Consider the following 23,828-nt stretch of genomic DNA (forward strand, 5'->3'; position numbering starts at 1 on the left):
TCAAAATATCCCCTTTCCAACTACCAGCTTGATTTTTATGTGGATAATAGCTGGTCGTGGCTTCCGTGGAACTGGCTGGACGGTATCGGAAAATCGGTGCAATACGGGCTTTACTGCATTACCAACTTTGTCTGGACGATAAGCCTTTATTTAAGCAATGCTACGGGCTATGTGGTGCAGGAAGCCTACAAACTTGATTTTATTAACGATATGGCAGACAGTATCGGAAAAAGCATACAGACCCTTGCAGGTGTAACACAGAACGGCTTTTCTTCTACGGGCTTCTATATCGGTTTTCTGCTTCTCATTATCTTAGTGGTGGGACTTTATGTTGCCTATACGGGACTGATAAAAAGAGAAACCAGCAAGGCACTTCACGCCGTTATCAACTTTGTGGTGGTATTCGTGTTGTCTGCTTCATTTATTGCCTATGCTCCCGATTACATCAAAAAGATAAATGAGTTTTCATCAGACATCAGTACCGCTTCACTTGACTTGGGAACAAAAATCATGCTCCCCAACTCTGACAGCGAGGGCAAGGACAGCGTGGACTTGATACGGGACAGCTTATTTTCCATTCAAGTGGAACAGCCGTGGTTACTCTTACAATTCGGGAACAGCAACGCAGAGGAAATCGGGACAGACCGTGTGGAAGCTCTCGTATCGGCAAGCCCAGAGGACGAGGACGGCAAGACCAGAGAGGAAGTCGTGAAAACAGAAATCGAGGACAACGACAACAACAATCTGACGATACCGCAGGTCGTGAACCGTTTAGGCATGGTGTTCTTCCTATTGTTTTTTAACCTAGGGATAACGATATTTGTATTCTTGCTTACGGGCATGATGTTATTTAGCCAGATACTTTTTATTATCTTCGCTATGTTTCTGCCTATCAGTTTTCTACTCTCCATGATACCGAGTTATGAAAGCATGGCAAAGCAGGCAATCGTAAGGGTGTTTAATACCATAATGACACGGGCAGGAATAACGCTCATTGTAACGGTGGCGTTCAGCATTTCCAGTATGTTTTATAACATATCTACGGACTATCCGTTTTTCATGGTGGCGTTCTTGCAGATAGTGTGTTTCGCTGGTATCTACATGAAGCTGGGCGACTTAATGAGTATGTTCTCTTTGAATGCTAACGACAGTCAAAGCATGGGACGAAGAATTTTCCGCAGACCATATCTATACTTGGCACATAGGGCTAGACGTATGGAAAGACGGCTTGCTGGTGCGGTTACTGCTGGCGGTGTCGCTGGTGCGGTGGCAGGTAGCACGATTTCAAACAGAAAACCGACAAGGAACACAGCTACAAAAGACAGTCGGGGCAATACCACTTCCAGCATGGGACAGCGTGCAGGCTCAAAGGTGGGTGCTGTCTTAGATACGAAAAATAAAGTGAAAGACAAGGCAAATGCTGTCAAAGAAAATATCAAGGATATGCCGACACAGACCGCTTATGCGGTGTATTCCGCAAAGGAAAAGGCAAAGTCCAGCGTGTCCGACTTCAAGCGTGGCATGGTGCAGGAACAGCAGTCCAGACAGACGGGACGATTGGAAAAGCAGGAACAGCATAGACAAAATATCGCTGACAAGCGTATGGAGCTTCAAAAGGCACAAGAAACAAGGCAGGCACAGCGAAAGGCTGACGGATCAGCGACAACGGGAGCTACCCGTCCCCATGAGCGACCAGCCACAGCTTCAACCATTCCAAAGCCGAGTGTTGAAAAAACGCAGGAAGTCAAACGTCCTGCCACAGCGACCACTTCAAAAGCAAGCGAGCCAGTCAAGACAAATGTTATCAAAGAGCGTCCATTATCTTCTGGTGCTTCTGATAGGAAAGCGACCCAGTCTGCACAGCCAGTACATAGGCAGAATGTAGAAAAAGTGGTATCGCAGGAAACACGCCAGAATTACACAAAAGACCGTAGGACAAAGGTTCAGCAGACGCAAACCGTCCAAAAGAACCAGCAGACAACAGAGAAAACTCGTAACCTTGTGATGAAGAAAGGACAGAAGAAAAAATGAAACTGAAACATATCGCTATCATTGGCAGTCTGTTTCCTATCCTCTTTTCTCTGGTGCTTTTCTTTGGTGTGTTGATTAGTGCGGACAGCGACGACGAGAACAGCAACTTTTCTTCTGGCATTACGGGTATGAATTTGTCCGCAGAAGTCTTGAAACATCAGCCTATGGTAGAAAAATACGCCAGAGAATACGGCATTTCCGAGTATGTCAATGTGCTATTGGCTATCATTCAAGTAGAAAGTGGTGGTACGGCAGAAGATGTTATGCAGAGTTCGGAAAGTCTTGGCTTACCGCCCAACTCTTTAGATACGGAAAGCTCAATCAAGCAGGGGTGTAAATATTTTGCGTCCCTGCTTTCTTCCTGCAAAAATCAAGGTATCGACGATTTGAATGTAGCGATACAGTCCTATAATTACGGCGGTGGCTATGTGGGATATGTGGCTGGAAACGGGAAAAAGCATACCTTTAATCTTGCAGAAAATTTTGCCCGTGAGAAGTCGGGCGGTAAAAAAGTAACCTACACCAACCCGATAGCCGTTGCGAAGAACGGGGGCTGGCGGTATGGCTATGGAAATATGTTCTATGTGGAATTAGTCAATCAATATTTGACTGTGGCACACTTTGATAATGCGACAGCACAAGCGATTATGAATGAAGCGTTGAAATATCAAGGCTGGAAGTATGTGTATGGTGGCAGTAACCCGAACACTTCCTTTGATTGTAGCGGACTTGTGCAATGGTGCTATGGAAAAGCTGGTATCTCCTTACCGAGAACCGCACAAGCACAGTATGACGCTACCCAACATCTTCCGCTTTCGCAGGCAAAGGCTGGGGACTTGGTGTTTTTTCATTCTACCTATAACGCTGGTTCGTATGTAACCCATGTGGGAATATATGTGGGAAATAACAAAATGTACCATGCAGGCGACCCGATAGGATATGCAGACCTAAGTAGTAGTTACTGGCAACAGCACTTAATCGGTGCAGGACGAGTAAAACAATAGAAAGGACTTGAAAAATATGTTTAAGAAGAATAAGAAACAGACAGAAAATGTCAAAGAAAAAAAGGTGCGTACTGTCAAGGTAGGCATACATAAGAAAACCGTGATTGCGTTATGGGTGGTGCTTATCGCAAGCGTGAGCTTTGGGGTATATAAGAATTTTACCGCTATCGACCAGCACACGACCCACGAAAAAGAAATCATTGAGCTTCGCTTGCAGGACACCAACGGGATTGAAAATTTTGTGAAGAACTTCGCAAAGTCCTATTACACATGGAATAACAGCAAAGAAGCGATTGAAGCAAGGACGCAGGCAATCAGCGGTTATCTGACAAAGGAATTGCAGGACTTGAATGGTGATACAATCAGAACGGATATACCAACCAGCTCCACAGTTACAGATGTGATTGTGTGGAGTATCGAACAGTTGGGAACGGACACTTTTTCTGCTACCTACGAAGTAGATCAGCAGATAAAAGAGGGAGAACAGACAAGCAATGTGAAAGCAACCTATACCGTAAAAGTCCATATAGACGCTGACGGGGATATGGTAATCGTTCAGAACCCTACCCTTGCACCAGCAATCGAAAAATCAGACTATGAGCCTAAGACACCAGAAGCAGACGCAAGTGTAGACGCTGATACTGTAAACGACGCTACCGCATTTCTGGAAACATTCTTTAAGCTGTACCCAACAGCGACGGAAAAAGAGCTTGCTTACTATGTATTGGGAAATGTGATTGAACCTATCGGCAGGGACTACATTTATTCTGAACTGGTAAACCCTATCTTTATAAAGGACGGCGACAATGTGAAAGTCAAGGTTGCGGTAAAATTCATTGATAATCAGACAAAAGCGACGCAGGTATCGCAGTATGAGCTTGTGCTACATAAGGATAGTAACTGGAAGATTGTAGGATAAATGATATAGCGTGCATTTCCTATCAGATTTGCACGCTTTTACAAAACGACAAGAAAACTGTGCAAAAATATTGACTTGTAATGACCGAATGCTATAATATAAATGACAAGTGTACTTGGTATTATTTGAAAGGAGCGTTATATAATGGATAAAGAAAAAATACTATCACAAAACAAAAAAGAGAATCTATATCTTGATGAATACGAAAAACATATTAAACTTCAAGGGAAATCTTTTGGCTTAATGTTTGTTTTATTTATCTGCATTTTAATTCTTTTCATTAAAGCAGTTTGTAAAGAACCTTACTATGACATAATGACAATTATTGGGTCTGTGGCATTTGGCTCTATGGGTTATGAAGCACATATTTCAAAAAATAAATCCAAATTTGTTATTGCTTTATTCTTTCTTCTATTTACGGGGTATTACTTTTATAAATTTTTAATGGTAGGTTTATAGAATGGACGAACATTTAATTTTGCGAAACAGATTAAAAACTGTACGAAAAGAAAAAAAATTATCACAAACAGAATTAGCTGAACTAGTCGGGGTTTCTCGGAATACAATTAGTTCTATTGAAACTGGACAATTTAATCCAACAGCAAAATTGGCATTAGTGCTTTGTATAGCTTTAGATAAAAAATTTGAAGAATTATTTTATTTTGATTAAAGGAGAGAACGATTATGGAATTAGAGGAATTGATTGTTGAAATAGTTATAGGATTGTTTTTACTTTTTACATCTTATCAAATAGGAATAAAAGAGAATATTACTTTATTACATGGTTATCATTATACACAACTTGACCCTAAAGATAAAAAGGTGTTTACAAAAAAAATAGGAATAGGCACTTTACTGGTTAGTATTGGTATTCTTGTTATGCCGATTATCAATTTAATCTCTCATTCTGAATTAGGCTATTACATAGGTCTTATTTTGATTGTTGTAGGAGTGTTTTATATCATATTCATCATTGTAAAATACAACGGAAAACTTATTAGCTTTAAAAAGTAGAATTGAGGTATGAATATGATAGGACTGAACAAAAGAGATATAAAAAAGGCATTGAAAGCTGGTGCAAAGGCTGGCGGTGTATCATTGGCTGATGTTCGGGCGGATATAGAAGCTACGATTGATAAAGCTATTAACAGCACCGACCCAGAAGTGCAGGCAAATTTCAAAAAGTATTTTGGAAATAAACGCCCTACACCAGAGGAATACATTTATACCATTACGAAAAAGACAAAGGTAAAATTATAATAAAAGGGTCGTGGAAATGCTTCACAGAATTGTGATCTGCATTATCACGGCTCTTTTACTCTCTGTTTACTTTCAAAACTGTAAGTGTAATTGAATACTGCCCTTGCTATAATTTAATTGTATTCCAAAACAAATAAATGTGGCAGGAAGAAAGGAGCGATTTTTAATGGAACACATTTTAAATTTAGAGCAAGTAAAAAAATACTACGGGGGTAATTCTGGAAATATCACAAAGGCAGTAGACGGTATTTCTATGTATGTAGACAAGGGCGAATTTGTCGCAATCATGGGAGCTAGTGGTTCTGGAAAGACTACCCTATTAAACTGTATCTCTACGATTGATACTGTAACCAGTGGACACATTACAGTCAATAATCAAGATATTACAAAAATCAAGGATAAAGATTTTGCTGATTTCAGACGTGAAAATCTAGGGTTCATTTTTCAAGATTTCAACCTTTTAGATACTTTAACGATTGAAGAAAACATTTCTTTGTCATTGGTAATCAACAAACAGAACCCTGCTGATATTGACAAACGAGTTCATGCTATCGCTGATAAATTGGGTATTCGTGATATTTTATCGAAATTTCCTTATGAAGTTTCTGGCGGACAAAAACAGCGTTGTGCTTGTGCAAGAGCCTTAATCAATGAACCGAAACTGATATTAGCTGATGAACCGACGGGAGCTTTGGACTCAAAAGCTTCCAGATTATTACTGGAAACAATGTCTGAAATCAACAAGAAAATGCAGGCTACTATTTTAATGGTAACACATGACCCGTTTAGTGCGTCTTTCTGTGAACGTATTTTGTTCTTGAAAGACGGTAAAATATTCAATGAAATTTTCAGAGGGGAAAAAAGCAGAAAAGATTTCTTCAATGAAATACTGGATATATTAACCTTGCTTGGAGGTGAAGTGGGAAATGTTAGGTAAGTTAGCGTATAGAAATACAAAAAGAAATATTAAAGATTATTTGATTTATCTGATAACCGTTACTGCATCCGTTTCTCTTATATTTGCTTTTAATTTGGTGGCAAGCTCTGATGAAATTGTAAAGTTATGTTCCAGTATGGATGCATTTAAGAATTCATTGTTCGCTGTAAATATCCTTATTATTTTTGTGATATGCTTTTTGATCAACTATACAACGAAATTTATGTTTGAAAAAAGAAGTAAAGAATTAGGAACATATATGCTTCTTGGCATTAAGAAAAAAGAAATTGCCCACTTAGTTATAATTGAAAATATACTGTTGGGAATTTTAGCATTTGTATTAGCTATTCCTATTGGCTTTTTATTCAGCCAGTTTGTGTCGTTAGTAATTGTAAACTTACTGGGTATTCCAAAAACTCTCTTTATTTCTTTGAATTTTGTTTCTATTGGACTATTGATAATTTGTTTTTTAACTATTTATGTTTTGGTTTTACTTAATCTATTAAGAAGAATAAGTAAAATGACGATACGTGATTTTCTTTACTTTGATAAACAAAATGAAAAGAAAATGTTCCGTGACAGTAAAAAAAGAAATGTCATTTTTGTTTTAAGTATTATTCTTGGTGCGATTTCTCTTTTTCTCTGGAATTCACGTTGTACTATGGATAATTTTAATAAGCAAGAAACACTTACCTATTTGATGGTGAGCGTAATCATGTTGATTATCAGCATTTATGGTATATCTACAACTTGTGCAGATATGTTCTTGACTGTTTTGTTAAAGAATAAAAAAATGAAATATCAAAATGACAATCTGTTTGTAGCAAGAACATTTGCTTCTAAAGCAAGAACAATGAGCTTCACATTTGGTACATTGTCTATGTTGATTTTAACTTCACTGCTGGCTCTGAATTATTCTAGTATCAACAAAGCTTCGTATGATATCAGCGTGAATTTAAATGCACCATATGATGTACAACTCTTTGATGATAAGCAGGTATTTGATGAATATATTCGAGTAATTGAAGAAGAATATACGATTGATAATACCATTGAGTACGACATTTATAAAGAGCCGAATCATCAGGTACAAAATTTCTTCCAATCAGAATATTATGATTTTGACCCAGTCTTGAAGTTAAGTGATTATAATAGGTTACTAGAATTAAGAAAGATGCCGTTGCTTTCTTTAAATGATAACGAATACTATATAGTTACAAATAGCAAGTTTGCATATGAGGTTGAAGATAACAAAGACATTGAAACTATAACAGTAGCAAATAAAAATTTGAAATTAAAAGGATATGACACTAAGTCTTATTGGAACTCTATAACTAATACTGGCAGATTTGTTGTTGTACTTCCAGATAAATATGTTCAAGGACTTGAAGTATCAGAAAATCATTTGATTATAGATACAAAAGAAGAAACAGATGCAGAATTAGAAAACAAGATAAAAGAAGATATGCAACATCAATTAGTAAAGGTTGATAAAAATGGAGAAATAAATGACGAATCGTATAGAGTAAATGTAAGAGGTGCAGAAATAGAACAACAAAAAGCAATGGTTGCAATAGTAGCCAGTCTGTTTATGTACATTGCATTTATCTTGATTTCCGCAGTAGGGACAATTTTGGCAGTTCAATCATTGAGCGACTCTACTAAATACAAATATCGCTACTTGACCTTGCGAAGATTAGGAATAAATGATAAGTCGCTATTTAAGACAATCAGAAAACAATTATTGATATTATTTTGTGTCCCTGCAATATCAGCAATATTATGTTCTTTTGTGATGATGTCGTCATTGAATAATGTGTATCAACAAATTTTGGGAGATAAACACCTTTATCTAATCTACTTTGGCTTGAATTTAATTATCTTCTTCCTAATTTATAGTATTTACTGGATTGCAACGTATATTGGTTTTAAACGAAATATCAACGAGGAGAGTTAGACTTTTCTAGCTCTCCTACTGTGAAATTATTATAATGATAAATCAAGGGGGTGTTGAAATGAGAATAGCAATTATCGAAGATGATGAAATCACTCGTTTGGAGCTTTCTAAATTATTGAACACACAAGGATATGAAACAGTTTTATTGACTGACTTTGGAAACCTGACAGATGAATTAAAGCAATATTCCATAGAACTGGTTCTGCTTGATATTAACCTGCCGTATGAGAATGGCTATGAAGTATGCAGGAAAATAAAACAAGTCATGCCAGTACCGATTATCTTTGTAACAAGCAGAGATACAAATGCTGACGAATTGAAAAGTATTCAAGTGGGTGGGATTGACTTCATAACAAAGCCGTATGACACGCTTATTCTTCTTGAGAAGATCAAGCGTGCATTGCAGTTGTCAAACCCGAATAATTTCCGTGAGCTTGTCAAAAAAGATTGTACCCTTGATTTACATTTATCCATTTTGAAGTATCAAGAGCAAAGCATTGAACTGACAAGAAATGAATTTCGTATTTTGTACTACTTCTTTATGAACGAAGATAAAGTTATTAGCAAAGAAGAACTATTGGAAAAGCTGTGGAATGACAAATATTATATAGACGAAAATGTATTATTGGTTAATATGACCCGTCTAAAAAAGAAAATGAAAGAAATCGGTATTGTTCATTTATTGGAAAATATACGAGGAAAGGGTTGGAAACTGTGAGTTTTTTTACATTCTTAGAAGAAAAAATAACAGAGATATTGTTTCAGCTTTTCTTTCTTGCCGTAGTAGCATTTCTCTTGATTTTCTACGGTGTAGATACGCTGTTTGTTGTATCGTTGGTAATTCTGTTCATCAGCATACAAGGGCTTTTTCAATGGTGTTTGTATCGGAAGAAACGTAACGTTTCACAACATATTATTGATTTAGTAGACGGACTGGAAGAAACCTATTATATTGCAGACGTTTTACCAAAGCCAAAAGAATTTCAAAATAAAGCCTATTGCTACGCACTAAAAAAAGCCTGCAAATCTATGAATGATGAAATCGGCAAAATCACAGAGGAAAAGCAGGACTATCAAGAATATGTGGAAAGTTTCGTCCATGAAATTAAAATACCGATAGGAGCATTGTCTTTGACGTTTGACAATACAAAAAATTACACATTAAAAAAAGAAACAGACAAAATATTTCAGTTAGTGGAACAAATGCTCTACTATGCAAGAAGCGAAAATACGGAAAAGGACTATTTTGTAAAACAGTTGCAGTTAGACGAAGTGATACATAATGTCATTCTGAAATTCCGTCATTCGCTTATGGAAAGAAAAACAATTATCAATATCCATGACATAGAAAATGTCATTTATACTGATGAAAAATGGCTGACATTCATTCTATCTCAAATCGTGCAAAATGCGATTAAGTATTTTGATAAGCAAGAAAATAAACTGACGATATACAGTCAAGACAATGGTACAAATATATTGCTTGTGATTGAAGATAATGGTTGTGGAATAAAAGCGTCTGATTTATCCCGAGTATTTGAAAAAGGTTTTACGGGTTCAAATAGAAACAAGGCAAATGCAACGGGTATGGGACTGTATCTATCGAAAAAATTATGCGATAGGTTGGGCTTGAAATTGGATATTGCTTCTACGGAAAAAGAATATACAAGACTGACCATTACATTTCCAAAAGGAATAGTTCATAATTTTTCAGAGTAATTTGAAAACCATGCCAACATTGATACGGTGCTTTAAGGGGGCTTGCATTATGGAAAACTTTAAGTACAATTATTTGCAATCAAATTCCACCTAATAGCACACTATTAAAAATTGAATATGTTTTAGCTTTAAAGGCTCGTACAGACTATATGTTTTGTGCGGGCTTTTTTCATACCCGAAAAAAATTTAAAAATTTTTCAAAAGAGGTCATTAAATCACACCTTTCATTCCCTATATGGTGCGGAAAGAGGGATAAACACTTTTCAAATCATAGTGGAAAGGGGGTGAGATTGATGAAACCGTCTGACTTCCAGAAAACAGTTCAATGTCGCTTTGAAAGTTGTTTGAAGAAAGTTGTCCGTCATGTTGTAAAGGACTACCAACAAGGATTGAAACGACGAAAAGATAAAGAAATTCCATTCTGTGAACTTCCAGAAATTTTCGTTGAAAATTTTGCTGTGAGGGACGACTACGAAACAGATTATACAATCTTTTCAGTATGTGGCATTGATATTCGTGTCCTTGATGATGAGCTGGCAGAAGCCTTGAAAAAACTTCCAGAAAGAAAGAGAAATACTCTGTTAATGTATTACTTCTTGGAAATGACAGAAAGTGAAATTGCCAACTTACAAAAGATTACGCAAAGCGGTGTATTTAGAAACCGACATCATGCTTTGGAAACTATGAAAAAAATACTAAAGGAGAAGCAGTAAAATGAAGCAAACATTTAAGAAGCCGTCCTACTATTTGCTTTCGCAAGCAATGGACGGGGACGAAAAAGCGATTGAAAAAATACTGGCATTTTATGACCCGTACATATCAAAGTGCTGTTTGCGCCCACTTTATGATGAATACGGCAATGTCTATATTGTTGTAGATATGGAGTTAAAGGGACTTATCCGAGAAGCACTTATCAAAATGATTTTAGGGTTTGATATTGCCTTAGAAATCGAAGAAGAATAAGCAGTTTTTAGCAGAGCATGGTTTAATGTCCCCCTCTTTCCTGCTCTGCCCTGCTTTTACATGAAAGCAACACGCTTTCGCCACAGCTCTTTGACAACTGAATAAAGCAGACAGATACGTTTGTGAGATAGCGAGCCACGGGGACTGTACGCCACGACCTTTCCAAAAGAAAGCGAGCGACCCACGCAGTGATCCGAGAGCGACTGTTGGAAAAGTCGTTTTGCCATGACCTATCCTCACAGAATAATGATACGTCCGCATGGTGCGGTTCTGCCCACAAGAATGGGAATAGTTGAGATACTAATGGAGCTTTCCAAAGCCGTCTGTCTGCTTATGTAACTTATAAATAGACACACAGTAAAGGGGGTGTTACATTATGTTAAATACTGATGTGTTAAATGATGTGATGTTCCAGCGAGGTAAGGTGTTGGAATATGAATAAAACGAAGATAAGAGCAACGGAACAGCCGATTGCTGTTGATATAGAGGGACTGTCTGCTATGTTATCTTGTGGTCGTGCTACTGCAAGAAAGATTGGCGAGCAGGCAGGAGCAAAAATTGTGATAGGTCGCAGGGTTCTTTATTCCATAGAAAAAGTCAAGAAATACTTGTTATATTTGGAAGAATAGAGCGATTTTCTATTTATGTTCTCTGGCGTGTGTAGTATAATAAGAAAGGACAAAGCATGCTGTGAGAACAAGAAAAGAGGCTTTTTCAGAAAGGAATGGTTCTCATGGCAATTAGTAGAAAAGACCCAAAAGGAAGAAAATTAAGAGAGGGCGAAAACTGGCGTAATGATGGAAGATACAGTTATCGTTATACAGATGTAAGAACAGGCAAGAGATTGACAGTCTATGCACAAGATTTACCAGAGCTTCGAGAAAAAGAGAAGCAGATTGCAAAAGATATGGAAGATAACATATTGACAGAAGGAGCAATCAAAAAAATGACGCTCAACACGTTATTTGAGCGTTATATGGAAACTCGTGAGCTGGCTGATACTACAAGAGTTAGTTATGTTCGTGCTTGGGAAAACAGAGTAAAAGACGAGATTGGAAATATTAAAGTTGTTCAGCTTTTACCCTCACATATTAAAGCGTATTATGCGAAACTTTCCAAAGCTGGATATGCTTATTCTACAATCAAGTATATTCACAACCTGCTTTATCCTGCATTAGAAATGGCTGTTGATGATGATATTATCCGAAAGAACCCTGCAAAAAGTTCCATTAGTGATTATGGAAAAACAGCAGAGGAAAAAGAAGCCTTAACAGTTTCTCAACAAGAAAAGTTTATGGAGTTTGTAAAACAGAGCAATGTCTATAACACATATTATCCTATGTTTACCATAATGATTGGTACGGGGTTAAGGTGTGGGGAGCTTATTGGTCTTACATGGAAAGATATAAACATCAAGGCAAAAACGGTTAATGTAGACCACCAGCTCATTTATAAGAATTTAGGCGACGGTTGCAAGTTCCATATCTCTACACCAAAAACGGAGTCGGGTATTCGTATTATACCTATGACACAAGAAGTTGCAAAAGCCTTTGAGGAACAAAGGAAAATCAATTTTATGCTTGCAAAGGATAAGAGCATTGAGGTGGACGGGTATTCGGGGTTTGTCTTTACAGCAAAATCGGGCAGACCGCTTATGCCGAATGGCGTAAATAGTGTTTTATACAACATTGTAGACGCATATAACAAAACCGAAGTAGAGAGAGCAAAAAAAGAGCATAGGAAAGCAGAGCTGTTACCAAAGTTTTCAGCTCATGTAATGCGTCACACAGCTTGTACCAGAATGGCAGAGTGCCGTATGGATGTAAAAGTTCTTCAATATATTATGGGACACGCTCATATAGATGTAACAATGGAAGTGTATAACCATATTGGAGAGCTGACAAGGATTGAAAATGAGATTGCAAGACTAGATAGTATGGTGTTAAATGCTTGACACCACAAAAAGAGAAATTGGTGTCAAATTGGTGTCAAAACAGAAAAAATCACAATTTCAAAAGAAATAAGATACTGCAAACCATTGATTTTAAAGGGTTTGCAAAAAAAATCTCAAAAAATTAGCACTCAAGGGTTGACAGTGCTAATATTAGGTGATATAGTACAGATAGAACAAAGGAAGAGAGAAAAAGAATCAAAGGTATGAAGCAGACAGCATTCATAGATGATTCGAAAACTGGAATCCTGAAGTTTCAGTAAACAACACCTCGGAATTCTCCGAACGTGCAAATAATATATTTTTTATCATTTGGAAGGAGATATGACTTATGATGATGCCTAGTATTTTTGGAGAAAACTTATTTGATGACTTTATGGATGATTTTTCATTCCCGACGTTTCCGAATGTCGACAAAGAACTGTATGGAAAACATGCTAAAAATCTGATGAAGACAGATGTAAAAGAGACCGAAAATGCATACGAGATTGATATTGATCTTCCGGGATTTAAGAAAGATGAGATCCAGATGGAACTGAAAGACGGTGTACTTACCGTCAATGCAGCTAAAGGACTGGATAAAGATGAGGAAGATAAGAAAGGTAACTATATCAGAAAAGAACGTTATGCGGGCAGCATGAGCAGAAGCTTCTATGTAGGAAAACATGTAACGGTAGAGGATGTACACCCGAAATATGAAAGTGGAATCCTTTCATTCAGTGTTCCGAAAGAGGAAGCAAAACCGGTAGAAGAGAAGAAACATTACATTTCAATTGAAGGTTAATGAAAGCTCATAGACATAAAAAAGAGTGATGGTACCCCACAGGTATTGAGCCTGTGGGGTATCATATCATAAAAACACATATAGAAAAGCAAATGACGGGAGGGAGAACAATGGCGGCAAAAAGAGATTATTATGATGTTCTTGGAATCAGCAGGAGTGCAGACAAGGGAACGATCAAAAGAGCATATCGTAAACTGGCCAAGAAATACCACCCGGATACCAATGCCGGAAATGCACAGGCGGAAGAGAAGTTCAAGGAAGCAACGGAAGCCTATAATGTGCTGAGTGATCCGGAAAAAAAGAAATTGTATGATCAGTTTGGCCACGCAGCTTTTGACGGCAGTGCCGGGGGCAGTGGAGCTTACGGTTATGGAAGTGAACCAGGAGGCGGCACCTATAGCTATAACGGACCGAATGGGAGCTTTCATGAATATCATTTTGAAGGCGGCGATATGGATGACATTCTGAAGAATATGTTCGGCGGTGGATTCTCGGAAGGAGCAGGAAGCGGCTTTCACGGATTTGGAGGATTCGGAAAAGGATTTAGCGGTGGCGGAAATTTTCGGCAGGATGGTTCCGATGTGACAGCTGAAATAGATGTAACATTTGATGAGGCTGCATTCGGTGGAGATAAAGTTATCCGGCTGTCAGATGCACAGGGCAGCAATGTGGCAGGAAAATCATTGAAAGTGCATATTCCGGCAGGTATCAGCGACGGAAAAAGCATCCGTCTGAGAGGAAAAGGAATGCCGGGAGTGTCCGGAGGTAAAGCAGGAGATCTGTTATTAAAAGTCAGAGTCGGCAAACGTCCGGGATTCGAACGAAAAGATATGGATGTATATTCAAAAGTCACGATTCCGTTTACTACAGCAGTGCTGGGAGGAGAAGCAGTGGTACAGACACTTACCGGAAGAGTGGTCTGCAAGATCAATCCGGGAACGCAGTCCGGAACGAAGATCCGGTTAAAAGGCAAAGGAATCGTGTCTATGAAGGATGCAGGAAGATATGGAGATCAGTATGTGACTGTTCAGATAGATGTACCAAAGAATCTCAGTAACGAAGCTAAGAGAAAATTAAAAGAATTTGAAGCTGCATGCAGGAACGGAAGCCGGGGAGCAGCATAAATTTTCATATAAATATAGAATAAATGCATTGTTTTATCAGAAGAATCCAGCTTGGATTCGGAAAGGTAGAAGGATGCATTTTTTTCTGTATTGACGCTCTCTTTAGAAAGAATTATAATAAAATAATTAGGAAAAAGAATCTGTATTTCCATACAGGTTATGAAAATATATGCTAAGGAGATAAGTAAGATGAGCAAGATTATTTTAACAGGTGACCGCCCGACAGGACGTCTTCACGTTGGTCATTATGTAGGTTCATTAAAAGAACGTGTAAAATTACAGAATTCAGGAGAATATGATGAGATCTATATTATGATCGCAGATGCGCAGGCACTGACAGATAACGCCGAACATCCGGAAAAAGTACGTCAGAACATCATGAACGTAGCACTGGATTATCTGGCTTGTGGAATCGATCCTGAGAAATGTCACATTTTTATCCAGTCAATGGTTCCTGAGCTTACAGAATTAACATTCTATTATATGAATCTGGTTACAGTATCCAGAGTGCAGAGAAACCCTACGGTAAAAGCAGAGATCAAGCAGAGAAACTTTGAAGCAAGTATCCCGGTAGGCTTCTTCTGTTACCCGATCAGCCAGGCTGCCGATATTACAGCATTCCGTGCAACAACAGTTCCGGTTGGAGAAGACCAGATGCCGATGATCGAGCAGTGTAAAGAGATCGTGCACAAGTTCAACAGTGTATACGGTGAGACATTAACAGATCCGGAAATCGTACTTCCATCTAACAAGTCATGCTTAAGACTTCCGGGAATCGATGGAAAGGCCAAGATGAGTAAATCGCTTGGCAACTGTATCTATCTTTCTGACGAAGAAGATGTTGTGAAGAAGAAAGTGATGTCTATGTTTACAGATCCGAACCATCTTCGTGTAGAAGATCCGGGGCAGGTAGAAGGTAATCCGGTATTCATTTATCTCGATGCATTCTGCAAAGATGAATATTTTGAAGAATTCTGGCCGGAATATAAGAATCTGGATGAGTTAAAAGCACACTATCAGCGAGGAGGTCTTGGTGATGTCAAAGTTAAGAAGTTCCTGAACAAGGTACTTCAGGCGGAGCTGGCACCAATCCGTGCGAGAAGAAAAGAATGGGAGCAGAAGCTTCCGGAAGTATTCGCAATACTGAAAGAAGGAAGCAAAGCAGCCGAGGCAAAAGCAGCAGAGACACTGCAGGATGTAAAGGCTGCTATGAGAATCAACTATTTTGATGATGCAGATTTCCTGAATTAAGAATAGCAGAGATATTATAGAATCCTCGAAATATCAGACGATACCTGGTATTTTGGGGATTTCTTTTATTGGGAATTGTTGTATAATAAAACTATCAGTAAAAAATGGAAATTGTATAGATAATAATGGGAGTGAAGAGGCGTGATCATATGAAAGAGATAACAAAAGAAGCACTTCTGGAAGCTTTAAAATTAAGAGATACCGGAGAACATCCGGCGTTCCGGGAATGTGAGTTCAAAGACATGGATCTGAGCGGAGCAGATCTGCATAATATGGACTTCACATTAAGTTCGTTTCAGAATGTAAATCTGGAGTATGTGAATTTGAAAAACAGCAGTGTGGAAAATGCATTGTTTGACGGGAATTCCCTGCATGGTGCGGATTTTCAGAATGCGAATATGAAGACAGCAGCATTTCGTGAATGCGATATGCGTGAATGCAATATCAGGGGAGCGAACCTTTATGGAGCAGTACTTGAGCATGCAAAGTTAGACGGCATTCAGTCCGATCATACAACCCAGTGGTTCCGTATGCACTGCCCGGAGACCGGACCAATCCTGGGATATAAGAAATGTGTGAATGACAGGGTGGTACAGCTTCTGATTCCTGCTGATGCAAAGCGTACTTCGGCAACACTTCCATCCTGCCGCTGCAGTAAGGCAAAGGTGCTTTCGATAAAAAGTTTTGATGAGACGGAAGAATTTGAAGAAGCCTGGTCGCTGGTCGATGAAAATTTTGTATACAGAAAAGGACAGTGGGTTGAGGTGAAAGATTTTAATGAGGACAGATGGATGGATTCCACGACAGGGATTCATTTCTGGATGGAGAGAAAAGAGGCTCTTGGTTATTGATATCTAACAGGCATTAGAAATCAGGACTCAGAAGCTTGACATGAATACAGCGATGCGATAGATTAATTTATGGATTAGAGAGTATGAAGGAGAGAAACTTATGAATTTACATGAATTTTTTATCGTATGCCCGCTGGTATTTCTTGCCGGATTTGTGGATGCGATTGCTGGAGGAGGAGGCCTGATTTCATTGCCGGCCTATATGTTCGCAGGGGTTCCGGTACACAATGCAATTGCAACGAATAAATTATCATCGGCAACGGGAACGGCGGTGTCAACATGGCATCTTGTGAAGAGCAGATGTGTGGATCTGTTTCTGGTTCCGGGAACGGTAGCATGTGCGTTCGTTGGTTCGATCGCAGGGGCGAATCTGGCACTGATCATCAGTGACAAAGTATTAAAGACGGTACTGGTCTTTGTTCTTCCGGTTGTGGCGTTCTGTGTGTTACGTGACAAAAATCTGAAGCCGGTGATCCCGGAAGGATTTACCAGAAAGAAACAGTATCTGATCATGGCGGCATGTTCATTCGTGATCGGTATCTATGATGGATTTTACGGACCGGGAACCGGGACATTTTTACTGCTTACATTTACCAAATTAGGAAAGCTCGATATAGAGAAAGCAACAGGAAACGTAAAAGTTGTCAATTTGACATCGAATATATCGGCGTTAATTACATTTATTCTGGCAGGGAAGATCTTATGGGTACTGGGACTTTCGGCATCCATATTCAGCATTGCAGGACATTATCTTGGTGCACACATGGTTGTGAAGAACGGGGTAAAGGTCATCAAGCCGATTATCTTACTTGTGCTCGTATTACTGATGATCAAGATTATTCTCGGAATATAGATGGAACAATTTAGCATATTGCAGTAAAAGAGCCCGCAGTGTATAATGTACCCATAATTTTAGGAAATGAGGTATAACATGGAAGATTCAAATAGAAACTTTAAATTACAGACATGTGAAGATTTTATAGAAGTGCTTGCAAGTAAAGCGGCTGTTCCGGGAGGTGGCGGAGCGGCCGCTTTAACCGGGGCTATCGGAATTGCGCTTGGCAATATGGTTGGAAGCCTGACAGTGGGAAAGAAAACATATGCAGATGTAGAAGATGAAATTATCGAATGCAAGAAAGAGGCGGATGAGATCGCAAAAGAATTCTTAGAACTGATGGATAAGGATGCGGAAGCATTTGAGCCGCTCAGTAGAGCATACGGACTTCCGAAGTCTACGCCGGAAGAGATTGCAGAAAAAGAAGAGATCATGGAGAATGCACTGAATGTGGCATGTGGTGTTCCGATCGAGATCCTGAAGACCTGTGCCAGAGGCATTGACCTTGTCGAAGTATTTGCTGCAAAGGGCAGCCGGATCGCATTAAGTGACGCTGGAGTCGGAGCAACACTTTTAAAATCTGCCATGCAGGGCGCATCATTGAATGTATATATCAATACGAAATCAATGAAAGACAGAAAAAGAGCGGAAGAACTCAATCAGCTGGCAGATTCCCTCCGGGAAGAATATGAAGCAAAAGCAGACCGTATATTTGCGGAAGTAAGCAGCCGCATCCGGTAAAGACAGTGTTAGAAAGAAAAAGAAAGTAGAAAGAAAGCAGCAGGACAAATAATGGCAAAATTACTATTAGGAAAAGAAGTAAATGCTTCTATTAATGAAGAAATCAAGGCAAAAGTAGAAAAGTTAAAAGCACAGGATATTACACCGACGCTTGGAATCATCCGTATCGGCGAAAGAGAAGACGATATCGCATATGAAAAGAGTGCAGCAAAACGATGTGAGACGCTTGGCGTAGCATATGAGAAATTCCTTCTTCCGGCAGATGTAAAAGAAGAAGAGGTATTAAAGACGATCAGTCAGGTAAATAAGAATGATAAAATTCATGGCGTTTTGTTGTTCAGACCTCTTCCGAAGCATCTGAACGAGGACAGGATTGTCAATGCGCTGGCGGTAGAAAAAGATGTAGATGGAATTACGGATCTTTCTATGGCAGGAGTTTTCATGGGAAAAGATATGGGATACGCACCATGTACGCCAAGTGCCTGCATGAAGGTGCTGGAGCATTACGGAATAGACTGCACAGGTAAAAAAGTGGTAGTTATCGGAAGAAGTCTGGTAGTCGGAAAACCGGCAGCCATGATGCTGCTGAAGAAGAATGCGACCGTAACTGTCTGCCATACCAGAACAGTGGACATGCCGTCTGTGGTAAAAGAGGCGGATATTGTAGTTGTAGCGGCCGGAAAAGCCGGAGTTATCGATGGAAACTATCTGAGAGAAGGACAGATCGTCATTGATGTCGGAATTAATGTGAATGAAGAAGGAAAACTCTGTGGAGATGTGAATTTTGAGGAAGCAGAGAAGATTGTAGATGCGATCACACCGGTTCCGCGTGGAGTCGGAGGGGTAACGACTTCCATTCTGCTGGAGCATGTGGTGGATGCTGCGATTGCACAGAACAGATAGAGAGTTAAGAGGCGAGAGGCGGAGAAAATGAAGAGGATAGATTTCGAAAATGGAACAGTAACAGGGAACATTCTTGGAGCGGCTCTTCCAATGCTTGCTGCCCAGCTGTTAAATCTGCTGTATAACATTGTAGACCGTGTATACATTGCACGTATTCCGCATGTGGGAACGGCAGCACTCGGGGCAGTCGGGATCTGTTTTCCGTTAATCATGATCATTACTGCTTTTGCAAATCTCTTCGGCGGCGGTGGTGCGCCGCTGTTTTCGATTTACAGAGGAAAAAAAGAAGAGAAGACAGCAGTCAGAATTATGAATACATCGTTTTCCATGATCTGTGCCAGTGCAGTACTGCTGATGATCGGAGGATTCCTTTTTGCGTATCCTGTTTTGATTTTGTTTGGAGCTTCCAAAGATGCAATGCTCTATGCATACCCATATATGATGATCTATTTGATCGGTACACTACCTTCGATGATTGCGGTGGGAATGAATCCGTTCATTAATGCACAGGGATACTCGGTGATAGGGATGTCTTCGGTTGTTGTCGGAGCAGCTGCAAATCTAATCCTGGATCCGGTATTTATTTTTATCCTTGGACTCGGCGTAAGAGGAGCAGCAATCGCAACAGTATTGTCACAGACGATATCCGCAATATTTGTATATTTCTTCCTTTCAAGAAGAGCAGAATTGAAAGTCCGGCTTTTGCGAAGGGAAGAGATTGGAGTATGTAGCGGATATGCCAGAAACATTGTAAGTCTTGGAATGGCAGGATTTATTATGCAGCTTACGAACAGTCTGGTATCAATCTGCTGCAATCATGTACTTTCCGTTACAGGAGGAGATATCTACATTTCGGTTATGACAATTATTAGCAGTGTGCGTCAGCTTGTGGAGACACCGATCAGTGCGATAAATGAAGGTACATCTCCGATCCTGAGTTATAATTACGGCGCACGCCGTCCCGGACGTGTGAGAAAAGCTATGGTAGTGCTTGCAGTTATGATCCTTCTCTATACTGCTGTGATGTGGGGGAGTATTATTGTAACTCCGGAAGTTCTTATCCATATTTTCAGTTCTGATAAGATGCTGTTAAAAGATGCGGTACCTGCACTCAGACAGTATTTCGCCGCATTTATTTTCATGGATCTGCAGTATATGGGGCAGACAGTATTCAAATCATTGAATAAAAAGAAGCAGGCAATCTTTTTCTCAATACTCCGGAAAGTGGTAATTGTAGTTCCGCTCACTTATTTCATGCCGTATGCATTGCATATGGGAACGGATGGGGTATTTCTTGCAGAACCGGTTTCGAATGTGATCGGTGGAAGTATCTGCTTTATCACGATGCTTTGTACGGTACTGCCGGAGCTGAAAAGAATGGAAGCAAGAGAATAAAAATGATGTGATTTTTAGGGGAGATATGGATAAAAAGATTTCAAAAATAACAAGAGGACTGATGACGGTTCTGACAGTCATATTGATTGCATTGTTTCTGACGATCATGGTTCTGGTGAGTAAGATTCAGGGAACAGCCCGTGTCGTAAATTACGCCGGATTGGTCCGCGGAAAGACGCAGCGTATTATCAAACTAGAGAATGCAAAAGAACCGCAGGATGAGATGATTGAATCGGTAGCTTCATTTATAGAAGGACTTCGGTATGGAAGTGATGAGCTGAATCTGGTCCGTCTGGATGACCATGCATTCCAGAATAAGATGAAAGAACTGGATGAACATTTTCAGAAGTTGCAAAAAGAGATCCGGCAAGTGCGTAAAGAGGGCTATGAGAATACGGAAATCATAGAAAAAAGCGAAGCGTTCTTTGTAATCTGTGATGAAGCAACCGGGCTTGCGGAAAAGTATGCACAGAAGAAAGCAACTGCACTGGAACGGCTGGAAAAGATTGTGATCGCAGATATTATCGGTCTGGTGTGTCTTCTGGCATATGAACTGATCAAGGCTGTAAAATACGCGGCGCAGAATAAAGCACTTAAGAAAAAAGTCTATCTGGACGAGGCAACCGGACTTCCGAATAAGAACCGCTGTGAGGAGATCTTAGACGGAGAAATGCCGGAATGTACGGATGGGTCAGTAGCATTGTGTGTATTCGATCTGAATAATCTGCGTATTATTAATAACAGGCTCGGACATGATCAAGGGGATGCGTATATCCGCTCATTTGCGGTGCAGTTAAGAAAAGCGCTGCCGGAAGAATATTTTGCAGGGCGGGATGGCGGAGATGAGTTTATTGCTGTACTTGAGTGTGTGGATCATGAAAAAGTACGGGAAATATTGGGGACAATACGTTCGGAAATTGCCAGATATTCCCAGGAACATCCGGAGATGCCGATCAGTTATGCGGTAGGATATGCACTGGCGGAAGATTTTGAAGGATGTACGATGCGTGAACTCTTCCGGTATGCCGATAAGAATATGTATATAGATAAGAATCAGGCGAAGATAAAAGAGGCAGCGGACCGCCGGGCACTTCATATTCAGATCCTGGATGGAATCAGACAGCAGGGATTTCAATTTTCGGACTGCCTGTATTGTGATGCTTTGCAGGATCAGTATACAGTTTTACGTGCAAGCTCGAATTTCTTCCTTGCAGAAGATGGAAGTTATTCAGGAGCGGTAGAACAGATCGTGCAGAAACTTGCAGATGATTCATCAAGAAAAAGAATGTGGGAACGGCTGCAGATCCCATATATCATTTCCAATCTTTCGGAAAAGAAAGAAGAAAGTGCAAAATATGAACTTCCTTATTGCAGGAAGAATGGAAAAGAGATACAGAGAGGCCGTATGACATTTCTGCGTCTGGATGATACGGCAGCCGGGAAGCTGCATCACTTTATTGTTGGATTTGAAGTGTTTCATGACATGAAGCAGGTCCTGGAAGATGAGAGGCTGCACTTGGAACAGTATTATGAGCAGATGAAGCAGTCCATTCTGGAAAATAGTAATTATATAGAAGCGCTTCTTGAAACAGCGGAAGCTTTGTATACAGTGAACCTGACACAGGATCGTCTGGAACAGATATTTCATCATAGAAAGAAAGAAGAGCGTATATTTGACTTTCAGGGAGAACTTCCATGTTCGTATGATGGATATTGTAGGAAAATACGGCAGCATATTACAGAAGATACATTGGAAACGTATAAGATCATAGATACATCAAAGAGTCTTCTGGATCGTTTTTATGCCGGTGAGAAGCAGGTGACTGTGGAATATCAGGAAAGCAACAAAGACGGAAAAGAAATCTGGATCCAGAAGACAGTGCTGATGTCGCAGGATACAGTCTATGATAACGAGAAAGAACGGGAGCATACAGTGGTTCGCGGAATCATTATGTTCCGGAATACTTCGGAATTCCACGAAAAGGATCAGAAAGAAAAAGAACAATTGCAGATTGCCTATGAAAAGGCAGATATGGAAAGTAAGACAAAGACAGAATTCATGAATCGTATGAGTCATGATCTGCGAACCCCGATCAATGGAATCCTGGGAATGATACATGTGATCCGAAAGAGCTGGAACAATCAGGAGAAGCTGGAAGATTCGGTAGATAAGATCGAGATTTCGACAAGACATCTGATGGACCTGGTGAATGATGTACTTGATATGAGTAAGCTTGAATCGGGACATCTGACAGTGCATGAAGAACCGTTTGATCTGGAAGATCTTATGAAAGAAGTAGCAGTACTGATGCAGGGACAGCTGGAAGAAACTGGAATTATACACCGCAAGCACAGGGAAAATATGCAACATACTATGCTGAAAGGGGATGCGCTTCAGCTACAGAGAATTATGATGAATCTGTTTGGCAACGCAGTCAAATACAATAAAAAAAATGGAACCATAGATACTTATGCGACAGAGATTTCGTGTGACGGTAAGAATGTTTTGTATGAATTCAGGATTGAAGACAGTGGGATCGGTATGAGCAGGGAATATATGGAACATGAATTGTTCCAGCCGTTTACGCAGGAAAAGGCAGATGCAAGAACGCAGTATAAAGGAACCGGACTTGGAATGTCGATTGTTAAAGGTCTGATTGATAGAATGAATGGTACGATCAGTGTCCGCAGTACCCCGGGAGAGGGGAGTGAATTCACATTCCGGCTGGCATTTCGTCTGGCAGAAGAGGAAAAGCAGCAGGCGGCTGATAATAAGGAAGACGCGAAAGATGACCTGGCAGGAATGCGTGTATTATTGGTAGAAGATAATGATATCAATATGGAAATTGCAGAATTCTATCTGACAGATGCAGGAATAATCGTAGAGAAAGCATGGAACGGCAAAGAGGCTATAGAGAAATATGAAGGTACACCAAAGGGGTATTACAGTGCAATACTGATGGATATCATGATGCCTGTGATGAATGGTATAGAAGCCGCAAGGAATATCCGGCGCAAGGAAAAGAATGGGGGAAAAGAAATCCCGATCATTGCAATGACCGCACAGTCGGAAAGAGAAAGTAAAGAAAGCTGCAGTCTGGCGGGAATGAATGCATATATATCCAAACCGGTAGATCCGGAGAATCTGATCCGGATATTGAGAATGTATCAGAAGCGTTAAAGAAAAGTGACAAAAGAGGAAG

General features: G+C 39.8%; 24 protein-coding genes. All 24 read left to right on the plus strand.

Annotated features, from left to right (window positions below; all coding sequences use genetic code 11):
• Window positions 1-2,031: CD3337/EF1877 family mobilome membrane protein (locus tag OCV72_RS09755; RefSeq protein WP_055283543.1), on the plus strand; the 2,031-nt coding region annotated here is incomplete at its 5' end.
• Window positions 2,028-3,035, plus strand: coding sequence for a bifunctional lytic transglycosylase/C40 family peptidase (locus OCV72_RS09760; protein ID WP_055056269.1), 1,008 nt, complete (start codon window positions 2,028-2,030; stop codon window positions 3,033-3,035). The genes OCV72_RS09755 and OCV72_RS09760, both read left to right, overlap by 4 nt.
• 16 nt (window positions 3,036-3,051) lie before the next feature.
• Window positions 3,052-3,954 (plus strand): conjugal transfer protein, encoded by a 903-nt coding sequence (locus OCV72_RS09765; RefSeq protein ID WP_055283545.1) that lies wholly within the window; start codon window positions 3,052-3,054, stop codon window positions 3,952-3,954.
• Window positions 3,955-4,098: 144 nt separating this feature from the next.
• Entirely contained in the window at window positions 4,099-4,413 is a 315-nt protein-coding gene (locus OCV72_RS09770) for a DUF6442 family protein (protein WP_055056268.1), read from the plus strand.
• Window position 4,414: 1 nt separating this feature from the next.
• Entirely contained in the window at window positions 4,415-4,624 is a 210-nt protein-coding gene (locus OCV72_RS09775; protein WP_005342572.1) for a helix-turn-helix transcriptional regulator, read from the plus strand.
• A 14-nt stretch (window positions 4,625-4,638) separates the two neighbouring features.
• Window positions 4,639-4,968, plus strand: a complete 330-nt coding sequence (locus OCV72_RS09780) for a DUF3784 domain-containing protein (protein WP_003061243.1) — start codon at window positions 4,639-4,641, stop codon at window positions 4,966-4,968.
• Between the two features lie 15 nt (window positions 4,969-4,983).
• The gene (locus tag OCV72_RS09785) at window positions 4,984-5,214 is read left to right on the plus strand and encodes a hypothetical protein (RefSeq protein ID WP_055056267.1); all 231 of its coding nucleotides are present in this window, start codon (window positions 4,984-4,986) and stop codon (window positions 5,212-5,214) included.
• Window positions 5,215-5,380: 166 nt separating this feature from the next.
• On the plus strand, window positions 5,381-6,151 hold the full coding sequence (locus tag OCV72_RS09790; protein ID WP_055056266.1) for an ABC transporter ATP-binding protein: 771 nt from the start codon (window positions 5,381-5,383) through the stop codon (window positions 6,149-6,151).
• Window positions 6,141-8,108, plus strand: coding sequence for an ABC transporter permease (locus OCV72_RS09795; RefSeq protein ID WP_055056265.1), 1,968 nt, complete (start codon window positions 6,141-6,143; stop codon window positions 8,106-8,108). The genes OCV72_RS09790 and OCV72_RS09795 overlap by 11 nt, the downstream gene beginning before the upstream one ends.
• 58 nt (window positions 8,109-8,166) lie before the next feature.
• Window positions 8,167-8,826 carry a response regulator transcription factor gene (locus OCV72_RS09800; RefSeq protein WP_015530206.1) on the plus strand — a complete coding sequence of 220 codons (660 nt, stop codon included), beginning with the start codon at window positions 8,167-8,169 and terminating at the stop codon, window positions 8,824-8,826.
• Window positions 8,823-9,827, plus strand: a complete 1,005-nt coding sequence (locus tag OCV72_RS09805) for a sensor histidine kinase (protein ID WP_055056288.1) — start codon at window positions 8,823-8,825, stop codon at window positions 9,825-9,827. The genes OCV72_RS09800 and OCV72_RS09805 overlap by 4 nt, the downstream gene beginning before the upstream one ends.
• A gap of 293 nt (window positions 9,828-10,120) precedes the next feature.
• Window positions 10,121-10,540 carry an RNA polymerase sigma factor gene (locus tag OCV72_RS09810; RefSeq protein WP_054752756.1) on the plus strand — a complete coding sequence of 140 codons (420 nt, stop codon included), beginning with the start codon at window positions 10,121-10,123 and terminating at the stop codon, window positions 10,538-10,540.
• A gap of 1 nt (window position 10,541) precedes the next feature.
• A complete protein-coding gene (locus OCV72_RS09815; protein ID WP_004613734.1) occupies window positions 10,542-10,790 on the plus strand; it encodes a helix-turn-helix domain-containing protein in 249 nt (82 codons plus the stop codon).
• A gap of 434 nt (window positions 10,791-11,224) precedes the next feature.
• Window positions 11,225-11,419 carry a hypothetical protein gene (locus tag OCV72_RS09820; RefSeq protein WP_004614488.1) on the plus strand — a complete coding sequence of 65 codons (195 nt, stop codon included), beginning with the start codon at window positions 11,225-11,227 and terminating at the stop codon, window positions 11,417-11,419.
• Between the two features lie 104 nt (window positions 11,420-11,523).
• Window positions 11,524-12,744 (plus strand): tyrosine-type recombinase/integrase, encoded by a 1,221-nt coding sequence (locus OCV72_RS09825; RefSeq protein WP_055056264.1) that lies wholly within the window; start codon window positions 11,524-11,526, stop codon window positions 12,742-12,744.
• Window positions 12,745-13,072: 328 nt separating this feature from the next.
• On the plus strand, window positions 13,073-13,525 hold the full coding sequence (locus tag OCV72_RS09830; protein ID WP_055283547.1) for an Hsp20/alpha crystallin family protein: 453 nt from the start codon (window positions 13,073-13,075) through the stop codon (window positions 13,523-13,525).
• Window positions 13,526-13,635: 110 nt separating this feature from the next.
• Complete coding sequence (locus tag OCV72_RS09835) at window positions 13,636-14,649, plus strand: DnaJ C-terminal domain-containing protein (protein WP_055283550.1); 1,014 nt, start codon at window positions 13,636-13,638, stop codon at window positions 14,647-14,649.
• Between the two features lie 189 nt (window positions 14,650-14,838).
• Window positions 14,839-15,900 carry a tryptophan--tRNA ligase gene (gene trpS, locus OCV72_RS09840; RefSeq protein ID WP_055283552.1) on the plus strand — a complete coding sequence of 354 codons (1,062 nt, stop codon included), beginning with the start codon at window positions 14,839-14,841 and terminating at the stop codon, window positions 15,898-15,900.
• 149 nt (window positions 15,901-16,049) lie between these two features.
• Window positions 16,050-16,751 (plus strand): pentapeptide repeat-containing protein, encoded by a 702-nt coding sequence (locus tag OCV72_RS09845; RefSeq protein WP_055283554.1) that lies wholly within the window; start codon window positions 16,050-16,052, stop codon window positions 16,749-16,751.
• A gap of 100 nt (window positions 16,752-16,851) precedes the next feature.
• Entirely contained in the window at window positions 16,852-17,604 is a 753-nt protein-coding gene (locus OCV72_RS09850; protein ID WP_055283557.1) for a TSUP family transporter, read from the plus strand.
• Window positions 17,605-17,682: 78 nt separating this feature from the next.
• The gene (locus tag OCV72_RS09855) at window positions 17,683-18,327 is read left to right on the plus strand and encodes a cyclodeaminase/cyclohydrolase family protein (RefSeq protein ID WP_055283559.1); all 645 of its coding nucleotides are present in this window, start codon (window positions 17,683-17,685) and stop codon (window positions 18,325-18,327) included.
• Window positions 18,328-18,378: 51 nt separating this feature from the next.
• Complete coding sequence (locus OCV72_RS09860) at window positions 18,379-19,230, plus strand: bifunctional 5,10-methylenetetrahydrofolate dehydrogenase/5,10-methenyltetrahydrofolate cyclohydrolase (RefSeq protein WP_055283561.1); 852 nt, start codon at window positions 18,379-18,381, stop codon at window positions 19,228-19,230.
• Between the two features lie 27 nt (window positions 19,231-19,257).
• On the plus strand, window positions 19,258-20,625 hold the full coding sequence (locus OCV72_RS09865) for an MATE family efflux transporter (protein ID WP_055283564.1): 1,368 nt from the start codon (window positions 19,258-19,260) through the stop codon (window positions 20,623-20,625).
• 25 nt (window positions 20,626-20,650) lie between these two features.
• Window positions 20,651-23,806, plus strand: a complete 3,156-nt coding sequence (locus OCV72_RS09870) for a diguanylate cyclase domain-containing protein (RefSeq protein ID WP_055283567.1) — start codon at window positions 20,651-20,653, stop codon at window positions 23,804-23,806.
• Window positions 23,807-23,828 lie beyond the last annotated feature (22 nt).

This window comes from Dorea amylophila, from assembly GCF_025567265.1.
Taxonomy (GTDB): Bacteria; Bacillota; Clostridia; order Lachnospirales; family Lachnospiraceae; genus Dorea_A; species Dorea_A amylophila.

Coding starts and splice junctions, on each gene's coding strand:
- OCV72_RS09780 (WP_003061243.1), top strand. CDS start 4,639: ATGGAATTAGAGGAATTGATTGTTGAAATAGTTATAGGATTGTTTTTA.
- OCV72_RS09770 (WP_055056268.1), top strand. CDS start 4,099: ATGGATAAAGAAAAAATACTATCACAAAACAAAAAAGAGAATCTATAT.
- OCV72_RS09760 (WP_055056269.1), top strand. CDS start 2,028: ATGAAACTGAAACATATCGCTATCATTGGCAGTCTGTTTCCTATCCTC.
- OCV72_RS09870 (WP_055283567.1), top strand. CDS start 20,651: ATGGATAAAAAGATTTCAAAAATAACAAGAGGACTGATGACGGTTCTG.
- OCV72_RS09765 (WP_055283545.1), top strand. CDS start 3,052: ATGTTTAAGAAGAATAAGAAACAGACAGAAAATGTCAAAGAAAAAAAG.
- OCV72_RS09850 (WP_055283557.1), top strand. CDS start 16,852: ATGAATTTACATGAATTTTTTATCGTATGCCCGCTGGTATTTCTTGCC.
- OCV72_RS09860 (WP_055283561.1), top strand. CDS start 18,379: ATGGCAAAATTACTATTAGGAAAAGAAGTAAATGCTTCTATTAATGAA.
- OCV72_RS09790 (WP_055056266.1), top strand. CDS start 5,381: ATGGAACACATTTTAAATTTAGAGCAAGTAAAAAAATACTACGGGGGT.
- OCV72_RS09810 (WP_054752756.1), top strand. CDS start 10,121: ATGAAACCGTCTGACTTCCAGAAAACAGTTCAATGTCGCTTTGAAAGT.
- OCV72_RS09825 (WP_055056264.1), top strand. CDS start 11,524: ATGGCAATTAGTAGAAAAGACCCAAAAGGAAGAAAATTAAGAGAGGGC.
- OCV72_RS09830 (WP_055283547.1), top strand. CDS start 13,073: ATGATGATGCCTAGTATTTTTGGAGAAAACTTATTTGATGACTTTATG.
- OCV72_RS09775 (WP_005342572.1), top strand. CDS start 4,415: ATGGACGAACATTTAATTTTGCGAAACAGATTAAAAACTGTACGAAAA.
- OCV72_RS09815 (WP_004613734.1), top strand. CDS start 10,542: ATGAAGCAAACATTTAAGAAGCCGTCCTACTATTTGCTTTCGCAAGCA.
- OCV72_RS09795 (WP_055056265.1), top strand. CDS start 6,141: ATGTTAGGTAAGTTAGCGTATAGAAATACAAAAAGAAATATTAAAGAT.
- OCV72_RS09820 (WP_004614488.1), top strand. CDS start 11,225: ATGAATAAAACGAAGATAAGAGCAACGGAACAGCCGATTGCTGTTGAT.
- OCV72_RS09855 (WP_055283559.1), top strand. CDS start 17,683: ATGGAAGATTCAAATAGAAACTTTAAATTACAGACATGTGAAGATTTT.
- OCV72_RS09865 (WP_055283564.1), top strand. CDS start 19,258: ATGAAGAGGATAGATTTCGAAAATGGAACAGTAACAGGGAACATTCTT.
- trpS (WP_055283552.1), top strand. CDS start 14,839: ATGAGCAAGATTATTTTAACAGGTGACCGCCCGACAGGACGTCTTCAC.
- OCV72_RS09785 (WP_055056267.1), top strand. CDS start 4,984: ATGATAGGACTGAACAAAAGAGATATAAAAAAGGCATTGAAAGCTGGT.
- OCV72_RS09800 (WP_015530206.1), top strand. CDS start 8,167: ATGAGAATAGCAATTATCGAAGATGATGAAATCACTCGTTTGGAGCTT.
- OCV72_RS09845 (WP_055283554.1), top strand. CDS start 16,050: ATGAAAGAGATAACAAAAGAAGCACTTCTGGAAGCTTTAAAATTAAGA.
- OCV72_RS09835 (WP_055283550.1), top strand. CDS start 13,636: ATGGCGGCAAAAAGAGATTATTATGATGTTCTTGGAATCAGCAGGAGT.